Origin of the sequence: Dyella nitratireducens, assembly GCF_014642835.1 — a bacterium.
GTDB classification, from domain to species: Bacteria; Pseudomonadota; Gammaproteobacteria; order Xanthomonadales; family Rhodanobacteraceae; genus Dyella_B; species Dyella_B nitratireducens.
Map to the genome: position 1 here is coordinate 722,585 of NZ_BMJA01000002.1, position 21,689 is coordinate 744,273.

Sequence of the window (21,689 nt, forward strand, 5' to 3'; positions counted from 1 at the left end):
TGAAAAGATTTGATCTTACTATGATATTTAAAGAGCGCCGATTTCTTGGCGTTCGATTGTGGCTTTACACATTTCCATTCGCGGGAATCGGTTTTTTCCTATTCTTGACAGGGCAGAAGACGATTGGATTATTGCTTTTTCTTTTCTCTTGGATTTCGACTGTGATCGGATTCTTTATCCACATTTCCCATTGGCGAGACCGCGAATAGGCATACTCCGTCTCAGGGTAACCTCATGACTCTTCGGCGCTACTGGATACGATTCCAACTTGAGCTTTCCCAGTCCGGCCCAAAGCCGGGGTGTGGTGTAACAGCCCACGACTATGAAGGCCGAAACTGGGGTTGCACTTTCATCGGGTAATCTCGACTTTTTTTGGCTTTCCGATCTTGGCTGGTCGAGCGCGCCACCCGAGTTGAGCCTCAATGACTGCACGAGCCGGTTACGGCACAAAGCTAAGGATCCAGGCCCATCATTGCCACCGCTCTACGTGATGGCGGGCGGTGGCCATGAAGCACCTTGCCCAGACGATAGCTTGTGTCGCGCGCACAGCTTTGTTCGTGATGGTGCGTTTTATCCTGGCAAAAACAACACGCCCGATTTCACCGGTGCGCATTGGCGCCTGTACGCCCCGTATCAGCATCTACCTGATACGCATGCACTCGAAGCCGCGTTGCCGAAGGGCGCGACAACGCTGATCGGCCAGGTGCGGCAGATCGATGAAACCCCGGTCGCCAACGCAGAAGTGAGCATCGGCGAGACCATCGTACGCACTGATGCGCAGGGTGTGTTCGTGCTGTCCAACATACCAGCTGGTCGCGACGAATTGCTTGTGGACGGTGCACCGGCCAGCCACGGTGATGTGAAGTACGGCCGTTTTGTGGTGGGTGCGGACGTGAAGGCCAAGGCCATCAGCCACATGCCGTTCGTGATGTACCTGCCGCGCATCCTGCCGCGCGATGAAATCACGCTGCCGACGCCAACCACGCGCGAAGTAGTGTTGACCCACCCGGATATGCCGGGATTGGAATTGCACGTACCCGCGGGTGCAGTGTTCAAGGACCGCCACGGCCACGTGCTGACGCATATTGCGTTGGTGCCCACGCCGGTCGATCACGCCCCGTTCCCGCTGCCCGACAACTTTCCGATGTACTTCACCATCCAGCCGGGTGATGCAGTGGTGCAAGGACTTACACCGGAAGCGGCCCGAGGCATCCGTGTGGTGTATCCGAACTACGGCAAGGCCAAGGCTAGCTCGCCGGCGGATTTTTGGGTGTACAGCGTCAAGGAAGGTTGGCAGATGTATGGCTCTGGGCATGTGACGGCCGATACCAAACACTTGGCACCGGACCCGGGTGTGACGTTGGCTTGGGCATTGGGTGCCGGGGCCTCGCAGGGTACTGCCAATCCGCCTAACGCAAAAAAACCGAACAATTGCCAAAAAGGACAGCCGATCGATTTGCAGACCGGCATCCTGTTCCATGAATGGAACGACTTTGCGATCCACGATGTGGTGCCGCTAACACTCACGCGTGCCTACACATCGGCTGATACCAATTCACACGCCTTTGGCATCGGTGGCAACGCCAACTTTGGCATCCACTTGTGGAGTGCGGGCAATTTATGGACCAGTGGTGGCAGCAATGGGAATACCTCGATGTCGGTGGTGCTGCCCTGCGGCGAGGGGATTGCCTATAACCAGATCAGTGGCAACGACACCTGGCCACTGACTGGCGCTGTGTGGGAGCACACCGGTACGGATTCGGCCTACTACGGCTCGACTATCCAGTTCCTGCTGGACAACACGCCACTGGGGGCGCACTGGATCCTCACCATGAAGGATGGCACCCAGTACGCCTTCACGCGTCACGTGCCCAATTCCCTGTCGTGGATACAGGACCGTTACGGCAACCAGATCCAGTTCAACTACAACGGCGGATTGATCCAGCAGATGGTGTCGCCGAGTGGTCGTACGATCACCTTCAACTACGACAGCAGCAATCGCATTACGAGTGCCACCGATAACAGTGGACGTACCATCGGCTATGCCTACAACAGTGCCGGCAGTCTAGCGACCGTGACTTATCCCGATCAGACCACGGAGCAATACACCTACGACGGCAACAATCGCATGCTGACCATGCAGGACCGGCGCGGTCACGTGTGGGTGACCAACCAATATGACGCCAACGGAAGGGTGACCAAGCAAACGTACGCGGATAACACGGCCTACCAGTTTGCCTATACCACTGACGGCAATAACAACGTCACCGCCACCACTGTCACCAATCCCAACGGCAGCGAGGAACAGGTGGCTTTTGATCCCATCAGTGGTTACCCCAGCAGCGATACCCAGGCGTATGGCACCTCGTTGGCCCAAATGACGACCTACCAGCGTGAGTCATCGGGTCTCCTCGATAGTGAAACGGATGCTCTGGGGCGTACCACCGCCTATGCCTACGATGAGCTGGGTAATGTCACGAGCATTACTCGATTGTCTGGCACATCGAATGCTGTCACAACTCAGTTCACCTACACCAACGACTACAACCAGCTCGCCTCGGTGACCGATCCGTTAGGCCATACGGTCAACTTCAGTTATACCAATGGCTGCTTGACCCAAGTCACCGACCCGCTGGGTCACGGTGCGACGACTCAATGCAACAGCGCTGGTCAGCCCACGGCGACCCGGGATGCACTGGGCAATACGGTGACGTTTGCCTACCAGGGCTATGACCTTCAAAGCACCACTGATCCCCTGAACCGCACCACCAACTATGTGGTGGATACCTTGGGTCGTCGCATCGCCATCCGCGATGCCTTGGGTAACGTCACACTCACCCAGTACGACACCAACGACCGCGTGGTGTCCAGGACCGATGCGCTCAATCAGACCACCTCACTGAACTACGACGGCAACGGCAACCTGTTGAGCGTGACGCTGCCCAACACCGGCGTGGTCCAATACACCTACGACAACCGCAACCATCCGATTACCCGCACAGACGCGATGAACCAGAGTGAGTCGTGGACGTATGACGGCATGGGCAACGTGCTTACGCACACCGATCGGAAAGGGCAGGTCATGGATATCAGCTACGACGCGCTCAACCGTCGAAGCTTGGTGTCTTATGCGGATGGCTCCGGCATCCAGTCCAGTTACGATGCTGGCAATCGCCTCACAAGCCTCGTCGACTCGATCAGCGGCACGTTGGGCTGGAGCTATGATGGGCTCGATCGCGTCACCAGTAGTAGTACGCCGCAAGGCAGCGTTAACTACACCTACGACGTCGCTGACCGGCGCACCAGTATGACAGCGGTCGCTCAGGCGACGGCCAACTATACCTACGACAACGCCAATCGCCTGACGGTGATTACACAAGGCAACGAAACAGTGCAACTGGCCTATGACGCCGACAACCGAAGGACAGCGTTGACGCTGCCTAATGGCATCACTGTTACCTACGGCTACGACATCGCCAGCGAACTGACTGGGCTGACCTACACCCAGGGCAACGGCAACACGTTAGGCAATCTCACTTACGCTTATGATTCAGATGGTCGGGTTATCAGTAAGAGCGATACGTTTGCGACGGACGCGTTACCTACAGCGACCACCCAAGCGGCAACGTTCGATCTCAACGACCGTGTAACAACTTTCAACGGTGGAGCACTTACCTATGATGCCAACGGAAATCTGACCAGCGATGGGACAAACACGTATGACTGGAATGCGCGGAATCAGCTTGCGCAGATCAGCCAAGGCAGCAATGTCCAATTGAGTTTTAGCTACGACGCGCTGGGCCGGCGTATTAGCAAGACCGTGCAAGGTGTTGCGATGCAGTTCCTGTATGACGGCAACAATGCTGTGCAGGAGACACAGGGCAGTACGGTTAACCCGATTCTGGTCGGGCTAGGCGTTGACGAGCGGTTTGCTCGCAATGATGTCACGGGGCGAACCTACTTCTTGGCAGACTTGCTCAACAGCACGATTGCATTAACTGATCCGACCGGTGCAATCAAGCAGAAATACAGCTACGACCCATATGGGAACGTGATACCGAGCGATACGACCACGGGATTCACGAATCCGTACCAGTACACGGGTAGGGAGGCGGACAGCTCGGGGCTGTATTACTACCGTGCTCGCTACTACAGCCCGATGATGGGAGGCTTCGTCAGTGAGGATCCAGTCACATTTGGCGGCGGTCAACTGAGTTTCTATGCATATGCCGCAAGCGATCCGCTGAGCTACAACGATCCAACAGGGCTGAATGTGACCATGACTTGTCGTCCTTTAAGTGCGCTGGCGATATTGGGCTGGACTACCCCCAAACATTGTGGTGACTTTGTTTGGCATTGGGCTACAGATCCTTGCACAGGCAAAAAATATAAGGTGATCGACTCCCAGTATTCGTTGCCTGGGTTTGCGACTGCACCGACTACTGATCCAAATAATCAGACGTATATAGATGACCGGGCCGCGTTCAATAACCCCGGCGGTGCTAACTCCAATTACGATATTCCACCGCCTCCTGGCATGACACAAGCGCAATTTGATCAGAGCGTGACAAATTGGGGTAATCAATACTCACAAGGTGACTATCGTCTATTCCCTGGCCCGAATTCAAATACCGCAGCATATGACATTATTTTTGGAGCTGGTGGTAATCCACCAGATGTACCGGATGCGCCCGGAAATCTTTATTATCGAATGCCCCATTTTCCGCCAGGCTATGGACAATAACCTATGACTAAGGTTAAGAAGATTATGTTTGGGGGCCGGATGATTGTTGTCATGGGCCTTGCGGTCAGTAGCGTAAGCTGCACGAATTCCGTGTTTGTTGAATCAAAGGACATCACAAAGGGAGAAATTGGTGGCTTTGCAATTGGTATGAGCAAACAGCATGCTATGGAGATTGCACAGCAGGAGCATGTCCATTCGATTAGACCACTCCTAAATGTAGCCTCTGTATATAACTATTCAAACAGCGAAACGCTCCTGTCTCTGGGAGAGGGTCGGTCGATTGAACTCGATAATGGCCGTGATTTGAAAGTTGTCTATACCGTCGCTAGATGCAAAGTCGCCAATGTCCGAACTATCGGTCGCGTAGACAGTCCGTTTGATACACCTGTGGGGACCTCCGTCAATGACTTGATTGTGGAGTTAAAAAAAGCACTCAACGAAAATCATTCACTTTCAGCGCGAGAGGTAGTCAGTAGTGGCAATGGGACATGGTTCGTGGTTGATCAGGCAAAATCGAAAGAGTCGGGAACAATTTTTGCTTACGACGTTTGGTCCTTTGAGGTAACTGCGATTAAACCGGCTGGAGCGGAATTTGTCGTGTACTTTTCGGAGGGATTGATTGATCGAATAACTTACAAACGACCGCGTATTCGTATTGAATGATGTGTATAGAGAAAACGGGGTTAGGAACAAAGAGGCCATTGCTGGCAGTAGTCATCAGGGGGTGTGCATGATTGGTCATAAAAACATAGGCGTGTACAACGCAATGCTCATGCAAAGTGATTTCGCGTAGGTCATCGAGGTACCGAACACGATCGATGTCAATGAAAAAAAGCACGGTTGCTTATTGTTGCCATGCTAGACAACATACTGAGGTATGCCAGCAAGATCGAGTCGGAGCTGGCGAGACATGGCTCTTGGGTCCATCACAGGGTGACTTCATCACGCAGATGACCAGCACCGGAGGCGTCCGGAAACTATCGCGTTCGAGTGACGGAAAGTGCAACCTACCCCTATTTCGTTAGACCCTCGTTTCGCTATGATCGCTGCACTAGTGGAGGGAACGGATAAGCAACATGAAACTACGCAGGCTTGTGCGTAACACGCTTTATGGGTTACTCGATATTCGCGATTCCCTGACCGGGCGCCGTGGGCCAATGGTGCCACCCCGCCGGCTGATGAATGTCGGAAGCAATTCGCGCTGGTTGAACGACTTCACGTCGATCGGCGACGAGGTATTCGGGTATCTCAAAGAGGTAGGTGGAGTGAAACCCACCGATCGCGTGCTGGACATTGGATGTGGCGTTGGCCGCTTGGCGATCCCGCTGACCGGCTATCTGACGTCCGGAAGCTATGAGGGTTTCGATATTGAAAAGGCACCGATCGAGTATTGCCAGCGCGTGATTACGTCGAGGTTCCCAAACTTTCGGTTCAGGCATATCGACCTGTTCAATACGCACTACACGCCGAATAGTTCAACTCAGCCGCACGAGTTCCGATTCCCCTATCCGGACAACAGTTTCGACTTCGTATTCTTGACGTCTGTATTCACGCATATGCGTCATCGTGAAGTAGCCAGCTACCTGGCCGAGATTCGTCGCGTTTTGGCTCCAGGTGGACGATGCTTTGCAACATTCTTTCTGCTGAACCAAGAAACCGATACAATGATCGAGACTAATCCTCAAACTCTGACGTTCAGGCACCCCATGGAGCATGGACGGGCGAACAACGCAGCCAATCCCGATGCGGCCTTTGCTTTCGATGAGACATTTATCCGGACCCTCTATCACGACAACGCCATGCAGATAGAACGTCTTGCCTACGGCTCGTGGCGCGGAATACCTAGCACTACTGGTTATCAAGACACTGTCGTTTCGACCAAGTAAGGATGGAAGGTAATTATCTTATCTCCGATCCAATCATTGAGTTGCTGAAGGCGTGCCTACAGGAGCAACAGTTCATTGATGGCCAAAACGTGAGATGTGGGCTCCACTAAACCAAAGCTAGTGGGGCCCATAGGTGCCAAACCAAGACGTTGCGGCGGCACAAGGTGTGCCGCGAGCACATCATCTCGCAGCACGTTCTTGATGACGAAGAATTCATCACGACAATACCGTCATGGAGAGCTTTTTCAGCTCGCTCAAGCAGGGGCTGATGTATCACGAACGTTTCAAAGATCGTGATACGGCCAGAGCTCTCATTTTTGAATACGTCGAAAGCCTCTATAACCGGCAACGATTACATAGTAGCTTGAGCTACCACACCCTCGACGCTTTCGAGAGAATGGCTGAGGTGACTAATTAAACTGTCCGTGGAAACGGGGTCGCTCAACCTGAACCTTGTTTTGCCAGGCGTGTACTACTATCGTGCTTGTTACTGCAGCCCGATGATGGGTGGGTTTATCAGTGAAGAGCAAATTGGAAAATTAATTGAAACGCGATTAGCATGTGAGGTTCGTGGTATGGATTGGCTCACGGCTTTTTTTTCTGATTGGATGTCTCCAGCTTATTTATTTGTTTCATTGTTGCTTGGGCTGTTGTCATGTCTTCTGTTATCAAATAAAAATCATGAATCTTTGCGATTTTTCAATAAAAGATCAAGGTTCGTAAGATTTTTTTGCGCGATGTTTTTTATTACATTTTCTATGATATCACTATATGCTTCTCACGGCGCGCTAGCTTTTCAGTACTATCTGGATATTAAAAAATTTCATCCATAACGCGAGTTATACATAATGCAATCTAATTAATGGTTTCAATTGAATAGGGTGAATCAGGGTTCATCATTTTGCTACTAGCGTCAATTGTATGCAGAGCGGTGTAATGCTGTGTAGATCGCATTTTTATCGCGACTTACAGGTCCATCTTTCAAGGCCAGAGCACAAGTGCTGAGTTGAATTAAGCAATCATGCATGAAAAGATTTGATCCATCTATGATATTTAAGGGTCGCCGATTTCTTGGCGTTCGATTATGGCTGTACACATTTCCGTTCGCGGGAATCGGCTTTTTCCTATTCTTGACAGGGCAGAAGGCGCTTGGATTTTTTTTTCTTGTCTCTTGGATTTCGACTGTGATCGGATTCTTTATCCATATTTCCCATTGGCGAGATCACGAATAGGGATATTCCGTCCCAGGTAACCTCCCATGACTCTTTAGCGCTATTGGATACGATTTCAGTTCGATCTTTCCCAGTCCGGCCCAAAGCCGGGGTGTGGTGTAACAGCCCATGACTATGAAGATGCCTTGGTGATTTTGCGTAGCACTGTCTTTCGGGATAGGGAGATGCCCGTTATCGAGCAGGTTATCGAAGGAGTGGACATCTTTTCGTTGGATCAAAAACACGTCATCCCAAATATGGAGGTGCCTGTTTGGAGAGGAGTTTGGTATCCAAAGGGATACTCTCAAACGCCATAGCTCTGAGCTAGCCTAAGTCTATGCTTAGATCACTTGCCGAAGACTTGCGACAGGACGACGACGTTCACTTTGCAAAAACACAAAGATCGGGACGGGTTTGGTTAAGCGGCTTAACTTCTTTCTAGCTACCTTGCTGCCCGCTTTCAGCCAAATCAAACAAAGCATGGCAGGCACTTGGTGCAATCAAGCCCTCGACAAACATCGATCATCAATGATGAAAAGGCGACTTAGTGTTTTGCTGTGTTTCTTCTTGGCATTCGGCGCTTATGCTACGAATTGGCTAAGTCCTCCGCCAACACTCAATCAAAAGGTTTCGGACCAAGAAGTCTCCGACTCAGACTTCTTTGAAGTTCCGGTTTCAAAGTTTGAAGCGGCTGAGGAATCTCTGAAGACGGATGCTTAATGTCTCGCTGAGAAGCAACGAGGCTTCCTATTACGGTCACCCGGGATTTCAGTGCAGCTCGCCGAGGAGGCTTTATTTGGTACGCGCGTCCTTTGGCAACGGCGGCACCGGTAAGTTTTCGATGTACTGGCGGGGGGCCTGGCTTGTTATTTCACATATGTCGCTCGGGCCATCCGGAGAGCCTAGGCGATCCGCGCTGGTAGCCTGCCTTTCCAAGGTTCCCGTTGCTGTTTATGGCGCCATCGGTGGAGCGCTTTAACTACAACGTACCGAAACTAAAGGGGGAGGCCCGCCTCATAACGTCCACCTTCGCGCTTACGTACCTCAATTTCACGTTCCGGCAGCTACTTTTTAATTTCAGCGCACCGTGACGCATGCCCGCGGGCGTGCGAAAAACGCCGGGGCATCGGATCTGCCCCAGCGGAAGTTCGTTACCGAGCCGGGCCGGGAGCGATGTTCAAGACCAGCCAATCCGTTCTGTTGCAGGCTGCATTACATGCCCATTCGGCGGCCGAATCCTTGGCGGCGGCCGAGCAATCGATGGAGCCGGCGCTGCGGGCGGAGTTGTTCAGCGCCGAGCAGATGGAGCAGCACGGCATCGGGCTGGCCAAGCAGCACAAGCTGAGCCCGCGCTCGTCCTCGGATCGGCTGCTCAAACGCCTGGATGAAAACGCAACGCTACTGGTGCAGGCGTGTGAAGCGTTGACGGCGGCGGCCAAGAGCAGCCGGCGCATGTCGCCGGCGGCGGAATGGTTGCTGGACAACTACTACCTGATCGAAGACCAGATCCGCATCGCGCGTAAGCACTTGCCGCGGCGCTACAACCGCGAGTTGCCGTGCCTGGTGCAGGAAGGCGAGGGCAGTGGCTTGCCGCGCGTATACGTGCTGGCGCTGGAAACCATCTCGCATGGCGATGGCCGGGTGGATGATGAAAGCCTGGGCCGTTTTATCACCGCCTATCAGAGCGTGCAGCCGCTGAAGCTGGGTGAGCTGTGGGCCATTCCCATCATGCTGCGCCTGGCGCTGATCGAAAACCTGCGCCGCGCGGCGGTGCGTGTGCTGTCGGATTGGCGTTACCGCGACCAGGCCGGCAAATGGGCCGATCTGCTGGTGGAGATCGCCGAGCGCGATCCAAAGAGCGTGGTGATCGGCGTGGCCGACATGGCGCGCTCCGATCCGCCGATGACCAGCGCTTTTGTGGCGGAACTTGCGCGCCGTCTGCAGGGGCAGAGTCCCGTACTGGCGATGCCGCTGACCTGGGTGGAGCAGCGCCTGGCTGAAACCGGTTCCGGCATTGAACATGAATTGCAGCTCGAAGCGCAGGAGCAGGCCGCCAACCAGGTTTCCGTCGGCAACAGCATTGGCACGCTGCGTCATCTGTCAGCGATCGATTGGCATGCGTTCGTCGAGCGCTTGAGCATCGTCGAGCAGGCGTTGCAGAAAGATCCGGCTGGGGTGCATCCGCACATGGATTTCGCCACGCGCGACCAATACCGCCACGTGATCGAGCGGTTGGCGCGTTCGAGCAACTTTGCCGAAGGCGAGATTGCGCAGCAGGCGGTCGAACTCGCCACGGCCCACGCGACGGAGCACACGGTCGCCGGCATCGGCGCACACGTAGGCTATTACTTGATCGACGAGGGGCTGCCCGCGTTAGAACAGAAGGCCGGCTACCGCTATCACGCGTGGGCCAACCTGCGGCGCGCGCTGCAACGTCACGCGCTGGTGTTGTACCTGGGCATGACGACCTTGCTCACGCTGGCATTCGCCGTACCGATGGTGCGAGCCGCCAGCATCAGCGGATTTCCGGATTGGGCGCTGGTGCTGATTGCCATCCCGGCTTTGCTGGCCACCAGCCAGTTCGCGCTGGGGCTGGTGAACTGGATTGTCACCGTGACGACCTCGCCCAGCATGCTTCCGCGCATGGATTACGCACGCGGTGTGCCACCTGCCTCACGCACGCTGGTGGCGGTGCCGGCCTTGCTGGGCAGCGCACAAGATGTGGAAGACATGATCGAAGCGCTGGAAGTGCACTTTCTGGCCAACCGCGACCAGAACGTGCACTTTGCCCTGCTCAGTGACTTCAAGGATGCGGACGAGGAATGGCTGGAAAACGACCAGCCCATCCTGCGTCTTGCGCGGCAACATCTGGAAGCCTTGAACGCGAAGTACGCTCCAGGTTCCGGTGATCGCTTTTTCCTGTTGCATCGTCCTCGCCGCTTCAATGCCGCGGACAAGCTATGGATGGGCTACGAGCGCAAGCGCGGCAAGCTCACCGATCTCAACAACCTTCTCCGCACGGGCAACACGGCAGCGTTCATGCTCACCGTGGGGCCGATGGAGTCGCTGCGCAGCATCCGTTACGTGATCACGCTGGATGCGGACACCCAGCTGCCGCGCGACACCGCGCAGGCGTTGGCCAGTGTGATGGCGCATCCGCTCAACCGCCCGGCGTACGATGCATCGACAGGCCGCATGCTGCGCGGCCACGGCATTTTGCAACCGCGCTTGGGCATCAGCTTGCCCAGCAGCGGCCGCTCGCGCTACGCCATGCTGTTCGGCAGCGAAGTGGGTATCGATCCGTATACACGCATGGTGTCGGATGTCTATCAGGATTTTTTCGGTGAAGGCTCCTTCATCGGCAAGGGCATCTACGATGTGGAAGCCATCGCGCAATCGCTGGATGACCGCTTCCCCGACAACACCATTCTCAGCCATGACCTGATCGAAGGCTGCTATGCCCGCTCCGGCCTGCTCAGCGATGTGCCGCTGTATGAGGAATACCCATCCAGCTACGTCGGCGATTACCAGCGCCGCCACCGCTGGATTCGCGGCGACTGGCAGTTGCTGCCGTGGATGTTGTCGCGCGTGCCCGACGCACAGCGCGAGTGGGTGAAGAACACGCTGGATGGCCTGTCGCGCTGGAAGATCTTCGACAATCTGCGGCGCAGCCTGGTGCCGCCTTCGTTCGTGGCCTTGCTGCTGATTGCCTGGCTCGGTTTCACGCAACCGATCATCTGGACGGTGGCGATACTGGCTTTGCTGTTTACCTTGCCGTTGTTGTCCTCGCTGCTGGCGATCGTGCAAAAGCAGGAAGACATCACGCTCACCTCGCATCTGAAGTCCGCCCTGACGCCGGCCGGCCAGCACATCGCACGCGCGCTGTTCAACCTGACCACCTTGCCGCACGAGGCGTATTACAGCCTCGATGCGATCGTACGCACGCTATGGCGCATGGCGGTGAGCGGACGAAACCTGTTGCAATGGCGCACCTCGCGCGACGTGGCGCAGGAAGGACCGCACACCGCCGCGCGCACGTATCGCTTGATGTGGGTCAATCCTGCGCTGGCTGTGTTGACGGCTGCAGCGGTGTGGTCGCGTCAGCCGCTGGCGCTCGCGCCAGCCGTGCCGGTATTGCTGCTGTGGTTCCTCGGCCCGGTGGTGGTGCGCCGGTCGAGCGAACGGCGCAAGGAAGTGGCCTTCGTGCCTTCGCGTCGGCAGACACGCTTTATGCGCTCGCTCTCGCGCCGCATCTGGGCTTTCTTCGAAACCTATGTCGGCCCGGAAGATAACTGGCTGCCGCCCGACAACGTGCAGGAAGTGCCAGCCTTGGTGGTGGCACATCGCACGTCGCCGACCAATATCGGATTGTCGCTGCTGTCCTGCCTTACCGCCTACGATTTCGGTTACATCACCGCCGGGCGGCTGCTCGACCGTGTCGCCAAGACCGTGCAGACCTTGCAGGGCATGTCGCGCTATCGTGGGCATTTGTACAACTGGTACGACACCGTCACGCTGCAACCGCTTGCGCCGAATTACGTATCTTCCGTGGATAGCGGCAATCTTGCCGCGCATCTGCTGGTGCTGCGGCCCGGCTTGCTGGCCTTGCTCGACGAACCGGTGTTCCATCCGCGCTCGCTGGAGGGCCTGCGCGATACGCTCACGCTGATGCGCGATGCCATGCCGGATGGCAACGCCAACGCCGCCATCGCCAGCTTGCGCCAGTTGCTGCGCGACCATGTGCAGGAGCCGCCCGCATCGCTGGATCGCGTGTTGATCCATCTGGTGGACCTGCAGATGCGTATCGACAGCCTCGGTACCGCCGTTCCCCGCGATGGCAACGACGAGACCCATTTCTGGCATGAGCGCTTGCGCGAGCAGCTCGCCGATATTCGCCACGAGGTGGAGCTGGTCTCCGCATGGGCCACCCACTTGTCGGAGCAGGAAGGTATTCCAAGTTTGCGCCAGCTGCTGCTTGCCGCCGGCACCGGCGGCGATAGCGAGTCGTCCAGCCCGAAGGCGCGCCGTGATGAAATCTTGCGTCTGTCGTCGAGCATCTCGGAGCTGGCGACGATGGATTTCCGTTTCCTGTTCGATCCGCGCAAGAAGCTGTTGTCCATCGGCTACAACGTCGACGAGCGCCGTCTGGATGCCAGCTGTTACGACCTGCTTGCCTCCGAAGCGCGTCTCGCCAGTTACCTTGCGATTGCGCAAGGGCAGTTGCCGCAAGACAACTGGTTTGCGCTGGGCCGCCTGCTTACCACCGCGGGCGGCAAGCCGGTGTTGTTGTCATGGTCGGGCTCGATGTTCGAATACCTGATGCCGATGCTGGTGATGCCCACCTACGAAGGCACGCTGCTGGACCAGACCTGCCGTGCCGCCGTGCGGCGCCAGATCGACTACGGCCAGCAAGCCGGCGTGCCGTGGGGTGTTTCGGAATCGGGTTACAACACGGTCGACGTGCATCTGAATTACCAATACCGCGCGTTCGGCGTGCCGGGCTTGGGCCTGAAGCGCGGCTTGGGCGAAGACGTGGTGATCGCACCTTATGCAAGCGTGATGGCCTTGATGGTGGCGCCGGCTGACGCGTATGCAAACCTCGAGCGGCTGGCAGCTGACGGCAGGCGAGGGCGTTTCGGTTTCTACGAAGCGGTCGATTACACGCCGGCACGTGTGCCGCATGGGCAGACGGCGGTGACCATATCGTCGTTCATGGCGCACCACCAGGGCATGAGCCTGCTGTCGCTGGCCTATCTGCTGCTGGATCAGCCGATGCAGAAGCGCTTCGACAACGATCCGCAATTCCGCGCCGTCTCGCTGCTATTGCAGGAGCGTGTGCCGAAGAACGCCACCGAATACCTGCAGAGCGTCGGTTTCGAGACCTGGCAGACCGGCATGGCCACCGCCGACAATCCGCTGCGCGTGTTCACCGATCCGAACATGCCGCGGCCTGCGGTGCAGTTGTTGTCGAACGGCCGCTATCACGTGATGGTCAGCAGTGCGGGCGGTGGCTACAGCCGTTGCCGTGATCTTGCCGTGCATCGTTGGCACGAGGACATCACCCGCGACAACTGGGGGCAATTCTGTTATCTGCGCGACGTGGAAACCGGCGAGTTCTGGTCCACTACCTACCAGCCCACGCTGGCGAAATCCGATCACTACGAAGCCATTTTCTCCGATGCACGCGCGGAATTCCGTGTGCGCAAGCACCACTACGATGCGCATACCGAGATCGTCGTATCGCCCGAAGACGATATCGAGCTGCGTCGTGTGCGCCTGACCAACCGCGGCCGGCGTCCGCGCACCATCGAGATCACCACGTTTGCCGAACTGGTGATCGCACCAGCCATGGCCGATGCCTCGCATCCGGCCTTTAGCAATCTCTTCGTGCAGACCGAATGGGTCGCCGCAACGCAGGCCTTGATCGGCACGCGCCGCCCGCGTGCGAACGACGAACGCGTACCGTGGATGTGCCATGTGATGGCCGTGCACGATGCGATGATCGACGAGATCTCATACGAGACGGATCGCGCGACATTCGTCGGTCGCAGCCGCAGCATCGTGAAACCCTCGGCGCTGAGCAAGCTGGCATCGCATGCGCAGCTTTCCAACACGGTGGGCTCAGTACTCGATCCGATCGTGTCGATTCGTGTGCGTATCACCTTGCCGCCGGAAGCTTCGGCGACCATCGATGTCGTCACGGGCGTTGCCGAAAACCGCGACGCCTGTTTGCATCTAGCCGACAAATACCGCGACCGTCACCTGGCCGACCGCGTGTTCGATCTCGCCTGGACACACAGTCAGGTGTCGCTACAGCAGCTCAACGCGACGCATGCCGATGCGCGACTCTATGAGCGCATGGCCGCTTCCATTCTTTATGCCAATACTTTGCTGCGCGCCGAAGCGAGCGTGTTGCAGGCCAACCGGCGCGGGCAATCGGGTTTGTGGGGGCAAGCGATTTCGGGTGATCTGCCGATCGTGCTGCTGCGTATCGGCGATATCGCCAACATCGAGTTGGTGCGTCAGGTGGTGCAAGCGCACGCATATTGGCGCATGAAAGGCATGACGGTGGATCTGGTGATCTGGAACGAGGATCAAGCGGGCTATCGCCAGGAATTGCAGGACCTGATCCTGGGCCTGATCGCTTCGAGTACGGAGGCGAGCCTGATCGATCGTCCCGGCGGTATCTTCCTGCGTCCTTCGCAACAACTGTCGTTGGAAGACCGTGTGCTGGTGCAATCGGTGGCGCGCATCGTGCTCTACGACAGTCGCGGTACATTGGCCGAGCAGATCGAGCGACGGCGCGTGGAACCGCAACTGCCGGCCTTGGTGATCAGCCGACAGGGCGGCACCGAGACCACGGCGATCGAAGACAACACGCAAGCGCTGTTTGACACGTTGCAGTTGGGCAACCGCTATGGCGGCTTCTCGCCCGATCTCAGCGAGTACGTGATCATCCAGGGCCCCGGCCGGCACACGCCTGCGCCGTGGGCCAACGTGCTGGCCAATCCGGATTTCGGCTGCGTGGTCTCCGAAGCCGGCAGTGCTTACACCTGGGCCGAGAATTCGCACGAATTCCGCCTCACGCCCTGGCACAACGACCCGGTCAGCGACAGCTGCGGCGAGGCGATGTACGTGCGCGATGAGGAAACCGGCCGCTACTGGTCGCCCACGCCGCTGCCGCATCGCGGCAAGGGCAGCTACGTGACGCGGCATGGTTTCGGCTATTCGGTGTTCGAGCACGTCGAAGAAGGCATCCATACCGAGCTGTGGATGTACGTGGCCTTGCATGCGCCGGTGAAGTTCTGGGTGCTGCGTGTGCGCAACCGTTCGGGGCGTGCGCGGCGCCTGTCCGCCACCGGTTACGTGGAATGGGTGCTGGGCGATATGCGCAACAAATACGCCATGCATATCGTCTCCGAATCCGATCCCGTCACCGGCGCCTTGCTTGCGCGCAACGCGTACAACACCGAATTTCCCGGCCGGGTGGCGTTCTTCGACACCGATGCCACCACGCGCAGCGTGACCTGCGATCGCATGGAATTCATTGGCCGCAACGGCCATCCACGCACACCGGGCGCGATGAGCCGCACCGGTTTGTCCGGACGCATCGGTGCGGGCCTTGATCCTTGCGCGGCGATCCAGGTGCCGTTCGAGCTGGGCAAGGATGACATGCGCGAAGTGATCTTCCGGCTGGGCGCTGCGCGCGATGCCAAAGGTGCGAGCGATCTGGCGCATCGCTATCGGCGCTCCAACGTGGCCATGGCGGCACTGGAAGAAGTGCGCATGCATTGGCGCTGGACCTTGGGGCGCGTGCAGGTGAAAACACCGGATATGGCCGTGAATGCGCTCGCCAACGGTTGGCTCATGTACCAGGTGATTGCTGCGCGCTTCTGGGGGCGCAGCGGCTACTACCAGTCCGGCGGCGCATTCGGCTTCCGCGACCAGTTGCAGGATTCCATGGCGATGGTGTATGCCAGCGGCTACAACGCGCGGCAGCACCTGTTGCTGTGCGCGGCGCATCAGTTCGTGGAAGGCGACGTGCAGCACTGGTGGCATCCGCCTTCCGACCGCGGTGTGCGCACACATTGTTCGGATGATTACCTGTGGCTGCCGCTCGCACTCAGCCGCTATGTGCACACCACGCACGACACCGGCGTGATGGATGAGCGGATCGGCTTTATCGAAGGCAGGGCGGTGCGGCCCGATGAGGAATCCTATTACGACCTGCCGATGCGTTCGCAGCAGAGCGCCACGTTGTACGAGCACTGCGTGCAGGCGATCGAGCGCGGCATCAAGGCATGCGGCCCGCACGGCTTGCCATTGATCGGCACCGGCGACTGGAACGACGGCATGAACAAGGTCGGCGAGAAAGGCATCGGCGAAAGCGTGTGGCTGGGTTTTTTCTTGTACCAGGTGCTGACGACCTTCGCCGAAACCGCGCGGCGTCACGCTGACGAAACCTTCGCGCTGCGCTGCGAACAGGAAGCGCGCAAGCTCGCCACCGCACTGAATGAACATGCCTGGGATGGCGAGTGGTACCGCCGTGCATATTTCGATGACGGCACGCCGCTGGGTTCCAGGCAGAACGAAGAGTGCCGCATCGATTCGATTGCGCAGAGCTGGTCGGTGCTGTCCGGCGCGGCGCCGCCGGAACGCCGCGAGCAGGCGCTGGAATCGCTGGACAAGCACCTGGTGAAACGCGAGGACGGCATCATCCAACTGCTCGATCCGCCGTTCGACCGTTCGTCGCTGGACCCCGGCTACATCAAGGGCTACGTGCCCGGCGTGCGCGAAAACGGCGGGCAGTACACGCATGCGGCCGTTTGGGCCACCATGGCCTTTGCAGCCATGGGCGATGCGCGCCGCGCCTGGGAGCTGCTGCACATGATCAGCCCGATCAGCCACGGCAGCGGCGAGCGCATCGACGTGTACAAGGTGGAGCCCTATGTGGTGGCCGCCGACGTGTATTACGGCGGCGTGCACGACGGGCGCGGCGGCTGGACCTGGTACACCGGGTCCGCCGGCTGGATGTACCGCCTGATCGTGGAATCCCTGCTGGGCCTGCGCGTGGAGGGCGAAAGCCTGTACATCGACCCCGTGCTTCCGCCAGACTGGCCGGAGTACCGCCTGAGCTACCGGCACCGCGAGACCGACTACCAGATCCTGGTGCACGCGGCGCAGGGCAGGGCGGAACCGCGCCGCATCCTGTTCAATGGTAAACCGGTCGAGGGGGACCGCCTGCCGCTGATCGACGATGGCGGCGAGCATCACGTGGATATCTATTTGTGAATCAAGCCAACGCTTCGCACGTATTTTTGCTGGACGTCGACAACACCTTGCTCGACAACGACCGCTTCGGCGCCGACCTGCGCGCCCATCTCACGCGTGAATTCGGCCTGGAGGAATGCGATCGCTACTGGGCGATCTACGAGCAGCTCCGGGATTCGCTGGGCTACGTCGATTACCTGGGGGCACTGCAGCATTTCCGCCTGGAAAACGACACCCGCCCCAGCATTTTCACCTTGTCGTACTGGCTGCTCGATTACCCGTTCGAGCAGCGGTTGTATCCCGCTGCGCTGGAAACCATCGATCAACTCAACAAGCTCGGCCGCACCGTGATCCTTTCCGACGGCGACGTCGTGTTCCAGCCGCACAAGCTTGAGCGCGCCGGTATCCGCGGCGTGGTGCGCGGCGAGGTGCTGATCTTCGTGCACAAGGAGTTGGCGCTGGATGAAATGCTGGCGCGTTATCCCGCCTCTCATTACGTGATGGTGGACGACAAGCCCAACCTGCTGACCAAGATGAAGCGCAAGCTCGGCGACCGTCTCACTACCGTGTTCGTGCGCCAGGGCCATTACGCCTCCGTGGCGAACCTGGCCGAACTGCAGCCCGGGCCGGATTACATCATCCATGCAATCAGCGAGCTGCCGGCGCTGGCCGCAGACCTGGTAGGGGCCACGGCGGCCTGAACCGACTGCGATCGCTAACGCGGCGCAGACGCTGGGTTGATGCTCCGTCGCCGATAATTTGCCGCTGTAGGTTGGGGTGCAAACCCCAACGACGCCATCTTGGTTGACACGACCATGTTGGGGTTTGCACCCCAACCTACGCATACCTTGCGAGGAACCCTTACACGTGAACCCCAAAGTCGACGCGCTTGCCGGAAAACCCGCTCCGGAATCCATGCTGGTAGACGTGCCCAAGCTGCTGGATGCCTATAAGGCGCTGCGCCCCGACCCTTCCGAAACGACCCAGCGCGTGAGCTTCGGCACCTCCGGCCATCGCGGCTCCTCGTTCGACCGCAGCTTCAATGAATGGCACGTGCTGGCCATCACCCAGGCCATCTGCGATTACCGCCGCCAGAAGAACATCACCGGTCCGCTGTACATCGGCATCGATACGCACGCGCTATCCCAGCCGGCGCTCGAAAGTGCTGTCGAAGTGCTGGTCGCCAACGAAGTGGCCGTGGCGATTTCCGCCGGCGGTGAATTCACGCCCACGCCCGCGGTGTCGCACGCCATCCTCACGTACAACCGCAATCGTCATGATGGTTTGGCTGACGGCATCGTCGTTACGCCTTCGCACAACCCGCCTGCTGACGGCGGCTTCAAGTACAACCCGCCCAATGGCGGTCCAGCCGAAACCGACGTCACCAGCTGGATCCAGCAGCGTGCCAACGCCCTGCTCGAAAGCCGCCTGGATGGCGTCAAACGCATCAGCTTTCCGCAGGCGCGGCGTTCCAGCCTGGTGCAGGAATACGACTTTCTCGGCCGTTACGTCGACGATCTGAAAAACATCATCGATTTCGAGGTGATCCGCAGTGCCGGCGTACGCATGGCCGTCGATCCGCTCGGCGGTGCGGGTGTGCATTACTGGCAGCCGATTGCACAGCGTTACGGTATCGACCTGAACGTCGTGAGCGACACGGTCGATCCCACCTTTCGTTTCATGACGGTGGACTGGGACGGCAAGATCCGCATGGATCCCTCGTCGCAATATGCGATGCAACGCCTGATTGGTTTGAAAGATCGCTACGACGTGGCCTTTGCCTGCGATACCGATCATGACCGCCACGGCGTCGTATCGCGCAGCGCCGGCCTGATGCCGTCGAACCATTACCTGTCGGTGATGGTGGATTACCTGTTCCGCCATCGCCCGCAGTGGACCGACAAGGCCAGTGTCGGCAAGACCGTGGTGAGCAGTTCGCTGATCGACCGCGTGACGAAGCGTCTTGGCCGTCGTTTGTATGAAGTACCGGTGGGCTTCAAATGGTTCGCCGATGGCTTGTTCAACGGCGTGCTCGGTTTCGGCTGCGAGGAAAGCGCAGGCGCTTCCATGCTGCGCCACGACGGCAAGGTGTGGACCACGGACAAAGATGGCATTGTCCCCTCGCTGCTTGCCGCGGAAATGACGGCGCGCCTGGGCAAGGACCCGGGCGAGCTGTATGCCGATCTGACCGAAGCCCTGGGCAAGCCGTATTCCAGCCGCGTCGACGCCGCCGCCAACGCACAGCAGAAGGCCAGGCTGGCCAAACTCTCGCCAGGGCAATTGCAGAGCAAGGAGTTGGCCGGCGAGAAGATCACCGAGGTGCTCGACCGCGCGCCCGGCAACAACGCCCCGATCGGCGGCATCAAGGTGATGTCGGAAAGCGGCTGGTTTGCGGCACGCCCGTCGGGTACCGAGGAGATTTACAAGATCTATGGCGAGAGCTTCCGCAGTGAGGAACATCTCAAGGCGATATTGAGCGAAGCGCAGGGCATCGTGGATGCGGCGCTGGCGGGTGATATGGATTAACCCCCCAATTGCCTCACCGTCATTCCGGCGAAGGCCGGAATCCATCGCCAGTACGAAGCATGGATTCCGGCCTTCGCCGGAATGACGGTGAGGCGAGAGTTGACTTGAACGCTAACCTTTAGCCCCCGTACTCGTGTCCGCATTCCTCGGGCATGGGATGCTCCTGGCTGGGCGGACGTCAACGCTTTTTCACATATGGGTTCGACCGGCATCAAAGGGGCGTGCGGGGCTGGACATCGTTGTCATTTCGCCGACAAAATCGCAGTTGCTGCAGGCGGGCCTGCGCTAGGCTCGCTTTCCAATGGCTGCTGCCACGTAACGCGTGAGGGGATGTCATGGCGAACGTCGAGTTGAGGCCGGTGGTCCACGTCGACAATGAGTGGCGCCGATGGATTGCCGAAAACCTGCTGCTGGATGGCCCGCCGCAGGCTATCTACGAACAGATGCTGCAAGCGGGCATTGCGCATGAAGAAGCCGTGCAGGAAATTCAGCAGGCGATGACCAGCCCTTACATCGTGGGTGCGCAGCGCTTGCGCAACCGCCTGGCGAAACACGATTGGGTGCTGGAAGCGCAGCGTCACATGAATCGCCTGCGCGACACGGAGGTGCCGCGCCGACACAAACTGTCGCGCGAGGAATTTCTCGACGCGTACTACACGGCCGGCCGCCCGGTCATCATCACCGGCATGATGGACGACTGGCCCGCGATGACCAGGTGGAGCCTGGATTATTTCAAGGAGCGCTGCGGCGATCGCGAGGTAGAGATCCAGTTCGGCCGCGATTCGGATACGCAATACGAATTGCGCAAAACGGCGCATCGCAAGACGATGCTGTTCGGCGATTACGTCGAGATGGTGCGCAACGCCGAGCGCAGCAATGATTTCTACATGACGGCTTACAACGAGGGCAAGAATCGCAAGGCGCTCGACGTGTTGTGGCAGGACATCGTGCAGATTCCCGAGTACTTGAACGGCAATGATTCAACACAAGGGTTTCTGTGGTTCGGTCCACCCGGCACCATCACGCCGTTCCATCACGACCTCACCAACAACTTCATGGCGCAAGTGATGGGCCGCAAGCGCATCCTGCTGATGCCGGCGTGCGAGATCGCTCACGTCTACAACCACGAACACTGCTTTACCCATGTGGATGGCCGACAGATCGACCTGCAGCGCTATCCGCGCATGGCCGGCGTGCAGGTGCTGTCGTGCACCTTGAATCCTGGCGAAGTGCTGTTCTTGCCGGTCGGTTGCTGGCACTTCGTGGAAGGGCTGGATATGTCGGTGACAGTGTCGTTTACCAACTTCCTGTGGGATAACGATTTCACGGCGGAGTATCCGCAGCAGCAAGTCTTTTAGTTTGGGCTTGCGAGTAACGTGACCTGGCCTCACCGTCATTCCGGCGAAGGCCGGAATCCAGTTTAAATATGCGTCCGAAGGACACAACATGTTTTATGTTGAGTGCTTCGCACGACTCATTTGTACTGGATTCCGGCTTTCGCCGGAATGACGATTCGCTTTGAAGTGGAACTCACGCGAGCGCCAGGTTTGC

At 58.2% G+C, this 21,689-nt stretch carries 8 protein-coding genes; all 8 read left to right on the forward strand.

Going from position 1 to position 21,689, the window contains the following annotated elements; all coding sequences use genetic code 11:
* Positions 1-472: 472 nt before the first annotated feature.
* Positions 473-4,744, forward strand: a complete 4,272-nt coding sequence (locus IEX75_RS14280; protein WP_229720828.1) for an RHS repeat-associated core domain-containing protein — start codon at positions 473-475, stop codon at positions 4,742-4,744.
* Positions 4,745-4,747: 3 nt separating this feature from the next.
* Positions 4,748-5,407, forward strand: coding sequence for a hypothetical protein (locus IEX75_RS14285; protein ID WP_188794962.1), 660 nt, complete (start codon positions 4,748-4,750; stop codon positions 5,405-5,407).
* 413 nt (positions 5,408-5,820) lie between these two features.
* Complete coding sequence (locus IEX75_RS14290) at positions 5,821-6,630, forward strand: class I SAM-dependent methyltransferase (RefSeq protein WP_188794963.1); 810 nt, start codon at positions 5,821-5,823, stop codon at positions 6,628-6,630.
* A 211-nt stretch (positions 6,631-6,841) separates the two neighbouring features.
* Complete coding sequence (locus tag IEX75_RS24480; protein ID WP_423373293.1) at positions 6,842-7,048, forward strand: IS3 family transposase; 207 nt, start codon at positions 6,842-6,844, stop codon at positions 7,046-7,048.
* Positions 7,049-9,014: 1,966 nt separating this feature from the next.
* Positions 9,015-17,633 (forward strand): glycoside hydrolase family 94 protein, encoded by an 8,619-nt coding sequence (locus tag IEX75_RS14300; protein WP_188794965.1) that lies wholly within the window; start codon positions 9,015-9,017, stop codon positions 17,631-17,633.
* Entirely contained in the window at positions 17,630-18,313 is a 684-nt protein-coding gene (locus tag IEX75_RS14305; protein WP_188794966.1) for an HAD family hydrolase, read from the forward strand. Before IEX75_RS14300 ends, IEX75_RS14305 begins: the two co-directional genes overlap by 4 nt.
* Positions 18,314-18,479: 166 nt before the next feature.
* On the forward strand, positions 18,480-20,138 hold the full coding sequence (gene pgm, locus IEX75_RS14310) for a phosphoglucomutase (alpha-D-glucose-1,6-bisphosphate-dependent) (protein ID WP_188794967.1): 1,659 nt from the start codon (positions 18,480-18,482) through the stop codon (positions 20,136-20,138).
* A 335-nt stretch (positions 20,139-20,473) separates the two neighbouring features.
* Positions 20,474-21,496: a cupin-like domain-containing protein gene (locus tag IEX75_RS14315; RefSeq protein ID WP_188794968.1), complete on the forward strand. Its 1,023-nt coding sequence runs from the start codon at positions 20,474-20,476 to the stop codon at positions 21,494-21,496.
* Positions 21,497-21,689: the final 193 nt, after the last annotated feature.